This window comes from Amycolatopsis rhizosphaerae, assembly GCF_007713715.1.
Taxonomy (GTDB): Bacteria; Actinomycetota; Actinomycetes; order Mycobacteriales; family Pseudonocardiaceae; genus Amycolatopsis_E; species Amycolatopsis_E rhizosphaerae.
The window spans coordinates 1-8,318 of the sequence record NZ_VJWX01000318.1 but is presented as its reverse complement, the minus strand read 5'-3'; the positions used below and the strand labels follow the sequence as shown (position 1 = coordinate 8,318).

At 62.4% G+C, this 8,318-nt stretch carries 10 protein-coding genes; 5 read left to right on the top strand and 5 right to left on the bottom strand.

Annotated elements, in window-relative coordinates; genetic code table 11:
* The first annotated feature begins 329 nt into the window (after positions 1 to 329).
* On the top strand, positions 330 to 845 hold the full coding sequence (locus FNH05_RS25720; protein WP_144591286.1) for a DinB family protein: 516 nt from the start codon (positions 330 to 332) through the stop codon (positions 843 to 845).
* Between the two features lie 712 nt (positions 846 to 1,557).
* Positions 1,558 to 2,031, top strand: coding sequence for a hypothetical protein (locus FNH05_RS25715; RefSeq protein ID WP_144591285.1), 474 nt, complete (start codon positions 1,558 to 1,560; stop codon positions 2,029 to 2,031).
* A 9-nt stretch (positions 2,032 to 2,040) separates the two neighbouring features.
* Here FNH05_RS25715 and FNH05_RS25710 read toward each other — a convergent pair whose 3' ends face one another.
* The 5 genes from FNH05_RS25710 to FNH05_RS25685 all read right to left on the bottom strand — a co-directional run bounded on the left by FNH05_RS25710 (position 2,041) and on the right by FNH05_RS25685 (position 6,570).
* Positions 2,041 to 2,268, bottom strand: coding sequence for a hypothetical protein (locus FNH05_RS25710; RefSeq protein ID WP_144591284.1), 228 nt, complete (start codon positions 2,266 to 2,268; stop codon positions 2,041 to 2,043).
* 287 nt (positions 2,269 to 2,555) lie between these two features.
* Complete coding sequence (locus FNH05_RS25705; RefSeq protein WP_144591283.1) at positions 2,556 to 3,482, bottom strand: DUF4238 domain-containing protein; 927 nt, start codon at positions 3,480 to 3,482, stop codon at positions 2,556 to 2,558.
* A 1,030-nt stretch (positions 3,483 to 4,512) separates the two neighbouring features.
* On the bottom strand, positions 4,513 to 4,974 hold the full coding sequence (locus FNH05_RS25695; RefSeq protein ID WP_144591282.1) for a DUF488 domain-containing protein: 462 nt from the start codon (positions 4,972 to 4,974) through the stop codon (positions 4,513 to 4,515).
* Between the two features lie 82 nt (positions 4,975 to 5,056).
* On the bottom strand, positions 5,057 to 5,731 hold the full coding sequence (locus tag FNH05_RS25690) for an HAD family hydrolase (RefSeq protein ID WP_144591281.1): 675 nt from the start codon (positions 5,729 to 5,731) through the stop codon (positions 5,057 to 5,059).
* The gene (locus FNH05_RS25685) at positions 5,728 to 6,570 is read right to left on the bottom strand and encodes a GntR family transcriptional regulator (protein ID WP_186382735.1); all 843 of its coding nucleotides are present in this window, start codon (positions 6,568 to 6,570) and stop codon (positions 5,728 to 5,730) included. Before FNH05_RS25685 ends, FNH05_RS25690 begins: the two co-directional genes overlap by 4 nt.
* A 209-nt stretch (positions 6,571 to 6,779) precedes the next feature.
* Here FNH05_RS25685 and FNH05_RS25680 point away from each other — a divergent pair, with 209 nt between their 5' ends.
* Genes FNH05_RS25680 through FNH05_RS25670 form a run of 3 tightly spaced genes read left to right on the top strand, consistent with a single transcriptional unit; the run spans position 6,780 to position 7,812 of the window.
* A complete protein-coding gene (locus tag FNH05_RS25680; RefSeq protein WP_144591280.1) occupies positions 6,780 to 7,238 on the top strand; it encodes a hypothetical protein in 459 nt (152 codons plus the stop codon).
* Positions 7,238 to 7,528 (top strand): hypothetical protein, encoded by a 291-nt coding sequence (locus FNH05_RS25675; RefSeq protein ID WP_144591287.1) that lies wholly within the window; start codon positions 7,238 to 7,240, stop codon positions 7,526 to 7,528. Before FNH05_RS25680 ends, FNH05_RS25675 begins: the two co-directional genes overlap by 1 nt.
* A 32-nt stretch (positions 7,529 to 7,560) precedes the next feature.
* A complete protein-coding gene (locus FNH05_RS25670; protein ID WP_144591279.1) occupies positions 7,561 to 7,812 on the top strand; it encodes a winged helix-turn-helix domain-containing protein in 252 nt (83 codons plus the stop codon).
* The last annotated feature ends 506 nt before the right edge of the window (positions 7,813 to 8,318 follow it).

Genomic DNA, 8,318 nt, shown 5'->3' with positions numbered 1-8,318 from the left:
CAGCTGGCCTCTACCTCGTGTTCACGGCCGGCCTCATACCCCTGCTCACCTGACAGGACGGCCATGCGGCCTGCAGCTCGCCCAGGCGCACGGAGGCAGTCCGCCTCCCTCCTCGTGCGGCCGCGAGTTCCACACGCGTAGGCCCAGCGCGCCGCAGGCGAGAAGTTGGTCAACCTCGCCCTGCACAACTCCGCCAGCTACCGCACCATCGGCATCCGCGAACGCATCGCCCAATCGACGGCACCTGGCACGGACGGACACCGTCCTCATCGAACGCCACTCCCCCGCCAACCAACGCCAAACCGGCGATTCGAGAGCACACTGGAAACGTGGATCGACAAGCAGTACATGCTGAGATCGACCGAGCGCGAGCGAGCTTCCACGAACTCCTCGACCACGCCTCGGACGCTGATCTTCGCCGCTCGACCAACGGCACCCGATGGAACAACAAACAACTGCTGTTCCACATGCTGCTCGGGTATCTGATCGTTCGGGCGCTGCGCGGCCTGGTCGTGACGTTCGACCGACTCCCCACCAGCGCAGACCGACGCTTCGCTCACCTGCTCAACACCGTGTCCGCGCCCTTCGACGCGGTGAACTACGCCGGCGCCTGGCTCGCCGGCACCGTGCTGCCCCGGCGAGCACTCGGCGCGCTATTCGACCGAGCCATCCGCTCCCTGCACCGGCGACTGGACACCGAGACCGACGACGACCTCGCGCGGTCCATGCACTTCCCGACCCGGTGGGATCCGTTCTTCCACGAGACGATGACCCTCGCCGACGTCTACCACTTCCCGACCCAGCACTTCGACTTCCACCGCGACCAGCTCACGCTCGCCCGATGACCTTGCCGGGGAGCCGGGATATACCTTGGGAGAATAGCCGATTCCCTGGCGAAAAACCTGACACCAGCGCCACCTCCTGCAAGCCGCTGACCTGCAATTTTGCAGTGCTTAGGGGGTGGCGCTGGGGGGACCTCTGTGGAGCTAAGGGGACTCGAACCCCGGACCTTCTCGATGCGAACTGTCGGCGGCCGGATTTTCGCAGGTCAGTGAGGACATGGCAAGGGTCATAACAGCCGATCACGGTCACTGTTGGCCGGTGCCGTTGCTGTACTTCGCTGCTGTACAGCAGCCCTTCGCGTTCTCAGCTTGGGGATCAAGTGGATCACGCTGGAAAGTGGTCCTGACCTGCGGTGCAGGCTTGCCGTTGAGTGCCACTGTTGACCCTGGTTGACCCCCTCTAATGCACGGTAATGGCACGGGCGGGGCAGGCTCCCACCTGCACGTTCCGGGCTGAGGTGATCTCCTCGCGGCGCGGGTTCATCCCTGCCGGGCCGGGTGGTGCCGGTCAAGGGTTTGCCGGAGGCCGCGTAGCGCCCTTGACCGGTGCCGTCCGGTCTGGCTGCCCTCGGGCGCGCCGCGAGGAGGTCACCGGAGGCGCCCTTCCCTGATCTCCGAAGCGGTGCCGGGTCCAGGGCAGCGCCTTGGCCGCCGGAGGCCCTTGAGCTGCTGGGAGACCTGGTGGTGAGCCTGCTGGCGGTGCGATCATGGCGTTGTGCAGGTGGTCAGATCGCCCGAGGTGGTGGAGTCGATGCGTCGTCTTAGGGCGGTGCTGAGTACTGACCTGCCTGATTGCGCTGCCACTTTGTTGGTCCATGGCTGGGACTCGCCGTCGTTGCGGGAGTTGGCGGGGCATCCGCGTGATGACCCGTGGCGCGTTGACGAGCTTTGGGGGTTGGCGTTGGCCGAGCTCGGCGTCGATCTCGTGCCTTCTCGGGCTGTCTGGCTTGGGGTGGCGGCCGGCTACGAGTTGCAGTTGTGGCGGGCGGGTGTTCAGGAGACCTACGAGACGATGCATCGGCTCCTGGAGTTGACGGACTGGCAGCCTCCCGCGGAGTTGCCTGAGCTTCAGCGCCTGATCGATCTGGGCGACAAGCCGTCCGAGCGGCAGGGAAGCCACCTGATCTACGTGGAAGTTCAAGCGACGCTGGTTGCTCTGGAGCAACGGCTCAACCGCCGAGTGGGGTGAGGTTCGGTTCTACGGGGACAATGTGTGCGCTAGGTGGTGCATGGCGTTGGCGAGATCGGCAGCGCCCTTGAGCTGGACGGACTGACCATCCATGCTCTTGAGCTGGTGAAAGATCGCGAGCAGGGCTTGGACGGTGGCGATGTGGAGTGCGTTGCCTTCGTTCTCGATCGCTGCTTCAACGGTCTGTTGTGCGGCGCTTGCGTAGCCGTCGGCCAGAGTCTGGGGATCGGTCGCCATGCGCCGACCATGCCACAACTCGATGAATCAGCGACTCCGCCAATCCGGCGATCGCCGGGGCCGCCGGCCGGAGCGGAGCGGCAGGCCGAGCGGCCCGACGGCGGCGGCGCGCTCGCGCGCCGCCCTTGATCCCATAGAGCCAGATTCGGCAATATCGGACACGGACACGTGTCGTGGTTCGACTGACGCTTGACACGGACAGCGTCGACTCACGACTCTAGACGGCGCTTGGCGCACTGGGCGTGTACGGCACCAACGGTTCGCAAGCGATCAGAGGCCATAATTGATCACTTTTCGGGCCTTAGGGTTTGCTCTTGAGGCGCGCATATGTCGGTTCCTATCGTTTTTGCAAATTCTCGTTCCGCATCAGATACAGCCCTATTTGAAATGACGAATCGCGAAGCCATAAATACTTGCGCAGTGTTGTCACTCTCAACAAGCTCATCAGTGAAGATGACCGGCGAGATCTCACAGTCACGCTTGGCGATTCTTTCATCACCAAAGACTCCCTTTCTTGGGTAGCAGTACAAGACCACGTCTGGCGAAAGCGGATATGTGACATAGCTGCCATCATTGAAGACGCCAGCCTTTAACCACATTCGATGATCTAAAGTTCGAAAAGCGACGGGGTTGTCTGACGTAATAAACGACGTAGCGGAGGCATTGTAGCCAAACAGCCATACACATGCTTTCAAGTGATCCGCATATGACCAGACGGCCTCCTCGTCCCACAGCAGGTCGACATGTAAGGCCCGTTTCTCATCCTCGGAGTCAACCGGGTATCCGATTGAAGAAGAGAAATCGGCCAAGATCGACCGGCGATCTAGAGTCCGCAAGAACTGAGTGACGAGAAAGAGGCTGACGATTTCTCGATTAACCTCGGAAACCGGGATTATTTCACCCGGTTCGCCTGCTCGAATCCAGCCAAGCCATTGCTCTGTAATGGCCGAAACGTCGCGCTCGATATCGGCAAATTGCCTCTCCATAGTCAGCGGGTCATGACCATGCTCAGCCAGCATGGACACGAAATAGAAGTTGGTTTCGGCAGCGATAGAGCCCGGCTTAGTGCAAAATATGCGATCTTTTTCCCGATCCCAAACCCAGAGTTTGCCGCTGGGATCGGCGAATCGACGCAGATAGAACTGAGGCACATAGTGGTGGAGCTTTGGAACGCCCATGTCATCATGATCCATTGCATAGACGATCTTGTCCACCCTTTTGTCAATCCTCAGTCCCGTCTGAGACCTCACTCATGACAAGCCTCTGCTACCGTCCCATAGAGGAACATTGGTGGCGGCAGGAGAAGAGTCTCCTCACTTATCTCGCCAGAGCCGATTTTCACCCTACTGGCCTCTTCCCCAACTGTTTGTCGACCTTCCACTATGGGAGCTGATCTCCTCTGGGGAGGAACATTGTGAGCCAAGGGACGTTCTTCGGTCCAGACCACGAAGCCTTGGGTAAGCCAGTCGGCGACCAGTGGCGAACGCTGCGCCTACTGATCACGGTGAAGGCCGCGCCCAACCCGTCAGCTACCTACGGGGAAACGGTCTGTGTGGCTGGCCTCCGCCTCGACCTGGAGCAACCGGGGTGGGTTCGCCTATACCCGATCAACTTCCGAGATCTCGAGAGTGATCGCAGTTTCTCAAAATATGACGTGGTGACTGTACGAGCCAAACCTGCTCGCAACGATCCTCGCTTCGAAAGCTGGCGACCCGATATGGCGAGCCTGCGCATTGAACGACACCTTCGCCCCTGGAAACCGAGACAACCGCACATCGAACCTTACGTCGACGGCTCGATGTGCGACCTACTCGACGCAATCCGGAAGGACCCCCCAGCCAAATCATTGGCGGCAATCCGGCCCGCTCACATCGAAGACATCGATATTGAGCATCACCCTGGCTGGACTGCCGACGACCAAGTCAAGATTAGGCAGTATGTGAGTCAACTCGACCTCCTTGGAGCCGAACGAAACGCCCTAGAAGCGCCGCGACTGCGTGGCTGGTATCGGTATCGCTGTCTAAGTAACTCATGCCGAGGGCATCGACAAGGGATCTTGGACTGGGAATTCGTGGCTTTACAGCGCAGACTCGGCAAACTGGACGATGCTTCGCTCATCGAAGCTCTGCGCGCAAAGTTCCTAGGCGAGCTCTGCGCCCCCAATCGAGATGTAGCCTTCTACGTGGGTAACCAGGCGAAAAGACAGCATGTCTTTAGTGTCCTCGGGGTCTACTACCCACCACACTAGGCGGTGACCATCTCCACGGTGGCTCGTCGCTGAAGTTCAGCCAAAACCACGTGTCGGTGACACCGATTCTGATCAGCCTCGAAACACATGACCGCAACACGCTGATATCGAGCTACTTCAGCTAATTCCGCAAGAGCCGCTTGACTTTCAGGCTTCTCTGAAATCAAGCGCGCGTAAACCGCGCGCGCGTGATTAAGTTCCACGTTCGACCCGCCAAATCCTTGACGGTTAACTTTCGGGTTACCTAACGATGGAAGATGGAGGTAGGTCATTCCTGCCGCCTCGATTGCCTCGCCGAGCGCCCGCTTGCTGAACCCGCGCTTTCGCGAAATTGGGGTAAGCCGGACGTCGACAAGTACGTCGGCGTCGGCATCGATCAGACTGGCGACGAAGCCGTCCAGGTCCAAGCCCTCGTATCCCACCCCGAAGGGTGCATGGCAGCTACTGACGGTCGACATGGCGCTACCCTTTCACAAGTCACAGGTGCCGGTGAAGCCCCTCCGAGCTTTCACCTATTAGTTGGTGCGGCTCATATCGCCTTCATGAGACGGCCATCAAACCGGTGAGCGCCTCTGTCAGGGCATCTGCCCCGCCTGCCGCTAACCTCGCCTGCTTGCCGGGTTTGTTCGCGTAGCCGATCGACGGGACGCCTGCGGCATGGGCGGCCTCGATGTCAGTAAGCGAATCGCCGATGAAGGCGCACCCAGCTGGCGAGACAGCGAGCGCCACAACCGCGTGGTGCAGCAGATGCGGGCTGGGCTTGAGTTGTGAGGTGTCGGCGCCAGTTCGCGCCAACACGACATCGACGAACGACCGGAGGTTGTAGAGCTCAAGGTAGATGCCGATGGCGGAAGTGCTGTTGTTGCTGACAATGGCGAGCGGCCGACGGGATTCATGCCAGGACTGGATGAGTTCGTGTGCTCCTGGCGTTGGCGTGGCGGTGGGGATGGCTTCGACTTCGTGGGCGGTGAAGGCGGCTTCGACGTAGCGGGCTTCGTTTTCGCCGAGGGTGGCGGCGTAGCGGAAGACGTCGAAGGGGTCTTTGGTGGTGGCGACCTCGGCGGGGAGGTTGGTGTGTCCGCCGTCGGCAAGGACGGTGCGGAGTTGGTCGGCGACGACGTGGGCGGGGATTCCGGCGAAGATGGAGCAGATGGGGCCGTCGAAGTCGATGAGCAGGGCTTGGGCCTGGGCGAGGAGTTCGGCGGCGGTGGTCATCGTTGGTAGTCCTGGGCGATGGAGGTCCAGATGCTGTCGAACCAGGTGCGGGCTTGGTCGACGTATTGGCTGCCGGTGGAGGTGTCGTCGTCGGTGGTGGAGTGGTGGAAGAGGATGGCGTCTTTGCCCATGAGGTCGTAGATGGCTTGGGTTTCGCCGCCGAAGTTGATGACGTGTTCGCGGACGGGGTAGAAGCCGAAGAAGGCGTCTTCGTTGTTGATGAGGTAGAGCTTGAACATCGGTGCCGCGGGGTGCACGCGGATTTGGGCGGTGGCTTCGTTGACCAGGCCCAGCTCGCCGAGTTCGGTGACGGAATCGATGATGGCCAGGGTGTGGCGGCGCATGATCTCTTCGGCGCGCTTGCGGAAGGCGGGGCTGTCGGCGTGCTCGTCCACGGTGCACGGCACCGACCAGGCCTGTGAGGGATCGGGCAGCAACAGACGCACGTGGATGGACTCGGGACGCAGCCGGCCGATCCGGATTTTGTCCAGGGGTTCGGCGATGACACCGTGGAGGGTCTCGCCGGAGAATCCGGCGAAGTCGAGGGTGACGTGCTGGGCCTCGAAGGCGCGTTCGATGTGGGGCCGCAGTCCGACGGGTCGTTCGGTTCGTTCTCGGACGAAGACGCCGCTGCCTTGTCGGGACACGATGAGGCCTTCTTCGCGCAGCTCCCGTAGCGCGTTTTGCACGGTCATCGGTGCGACGTTGTAGCTCTTGGCCAGCTCGGTGCGCGAGGGCAGCTTGTCGCCAGCCCGGAACTTCTTGGTCAGGATCGCAGCTCGCAGAGCGTGCGCCACCTGCACATATGGCGGCCTCGGGTCGTCCGGGTCCAATGCCACTTTCTCTCCTCGATTCGCGTCCCTTGACTTCCGACGTTGTTGGTTGTCAAGCGTATGAGCAGTGTCCCCGCCGAGCGCTCACCTGTCTAGGCGACCTAGAGGCCTAGCGTGATTCTCGCTTGCTTGACTTGCCTAGCCAACCTAGCTAGCCTGTCCATGTCAGCCAAGATAGGCAGCGCCGACTGAGGTGCCGACTGGAGGAATCAGCGATGGCAGTACCGCGCGGAACGCGCTTCGAGATCGAGCATGACGTGGTGTTTCCGGATGGGGCGGCGATCGTCGGCCCGGTGACTCCGGACATGGAGTACGTGTCCAACGAGGACAAGGCCCGGGGCAAGCAGCCCAAGCAGAAGATCGACGAGCAGACCGGCCTGCCGCAGTGGAAGGTCACGGTGACCGACCCGTCTGCGGAGAAGGACCGGGACAAGTCGGCCACCGTGACGCTGCTGGGCAAGGTCCAGCCGGTGCCGCCTCCGGCCGCGATGCAGGGCTTCGACTTCCGCCCGGTCCTGTTCGAGGGCCTGACGGTCGAGGCCCGCGTGATGGGCGAGAAGTTCAAGTACCAGGGCTGGGCGCTGCGCGCGACGGGGATGCGTGAGCCCAAGGGCGCGGCCGGTTCCCGCCCGGCGGGCAAGGCCAACGGCCCGAGTGAGCAGAAGGCCGCGTGATGGTGGGGCGGCCGTCGCGTGAGGCGGTCGCTCGGTGGAACAAAGCCTATGCCGAGCAGACAGCCGCACTGTTCGCCGCGATGCGGGCAGACCCCGACGATGTGGCGGCAGTGCGGCGTCTGGCCTCGGCTTACCGCGCCCTCGCTGAAGCGTGGCGCACACTCTCCGGCGATTTCGCCGCACCCCTGTGGGCCAGACACGCCGCAGCGGTGGCAGCGGAGGAGTTCGACCGGAGAGCCCGACTGGAAACCCTTCGCGCCGATTCCGGCCCCGAGACAGGAACGCAATGACCGACATCATCAGGATTCACCAGGGACCGATCATGACCAACAAGCCTGACGACCTGCTGGGCTACGTCTACGAGTGGCTCGCCGACCAGCTCACCGAGCGGATCAAATCCGGCGACCTGCCCCCGATGGCTCCGCTGCCTGCCGAACGCAACCTCGCCGCCGCCTACGGCGTGTCCCTGGGCACCGCCCGGCACGCGACCCGAGTCCTGCGCAAGCGCGGCCTCGTGATCACGGTGCGCTCCAAGGGCACCTACGTGGCCCCGCAGGAACCCGACCAGCAGTAACCCCCGGCACGGGGACGGCTCAAGGATTGACAGCCCACACCCGTCCCCGTGCCTGCCACTACCCACCCTCGAAGGAGGTGATCGTAGTGCCACCCAGGCTACGGGGCTCCCGCCGGTGGCTGGTGCGTCGGCGCTGCCTGCTCTGCGGGCAATCCCAACGCCTGGTGCGCAACAAGGTCCATGTGTGCCGCACCTGCGCCCGCACCAAGAAGAACCGCTAACCGAGAACGTCCATATAGGACAGAAAACGCACGCAGGGTCGTGTGGCGATGAAACACGCCCTTACGAAGAAAACCCTTGCCGTATAGGCGCAGAAGCGAACCCGGGCTACCAACCTTGTCGCTTCTGCGCTGTCCACACCTGACGGAGCAGACAGTGGAAACGATAGACAACCCTCCCCCGACCACGTCAAGCGACCGCACCCCGCAGCGGTGCAGTGCTTGCAAGAAATTCGCCCGCCTCGCCCCCGGCGACACCGAATGCGCCCGGTGTGCGGGCCGCCTGCC

Excerpts from the sequence above, each read along its gene's own strand:
- FNH05_RS25710 (WP_144591284.1), bottom strand. The coding sequence starts at position 2,268 with ATGGCGACCGATCCCCAGACTCTGGCCGACGGCTACGCAAGCGCCGCA.
- FNH05_RS25695 (WP_144591282.1), bottom strand. The coding sequence starts at position 4,974 with ATGTCGACCGTCAGTAGCTGCCATGCACCCTTCGGGGTGGGATACGAG.
- FNH05_RS25690 (WP_144591281.1), bottom strand. The coding sequence starts at position 5,731 with ATGACCACCGCCGCCGAACTCCTCGCCCAGGCCCAAGCCCTGCTCATC.
- FNH05_RS25680 (WP_144591280.1), top strand. The coding sequence starts at position 6,780 with ATGGCAGTACCGCGCGGAACGCGCTTCGAGATCGAGCATGACGTGGTG.
- FNH05_RS25675 (WP_144591287.1), top strand. The coding sequence starts at position 7,238 with ATGGTGGGGCGGCCGTCGCGTGAGGCGGTCGCTCGGTGGAACAAAGCC.
- FNH05_RS25670 (WP_144591279.1), top strand. The coding sequence starts at position 7,561 with ATGACCAACAAGCCTGACGACCTGCTGGGCTACGTCTACGAGTGGCTC.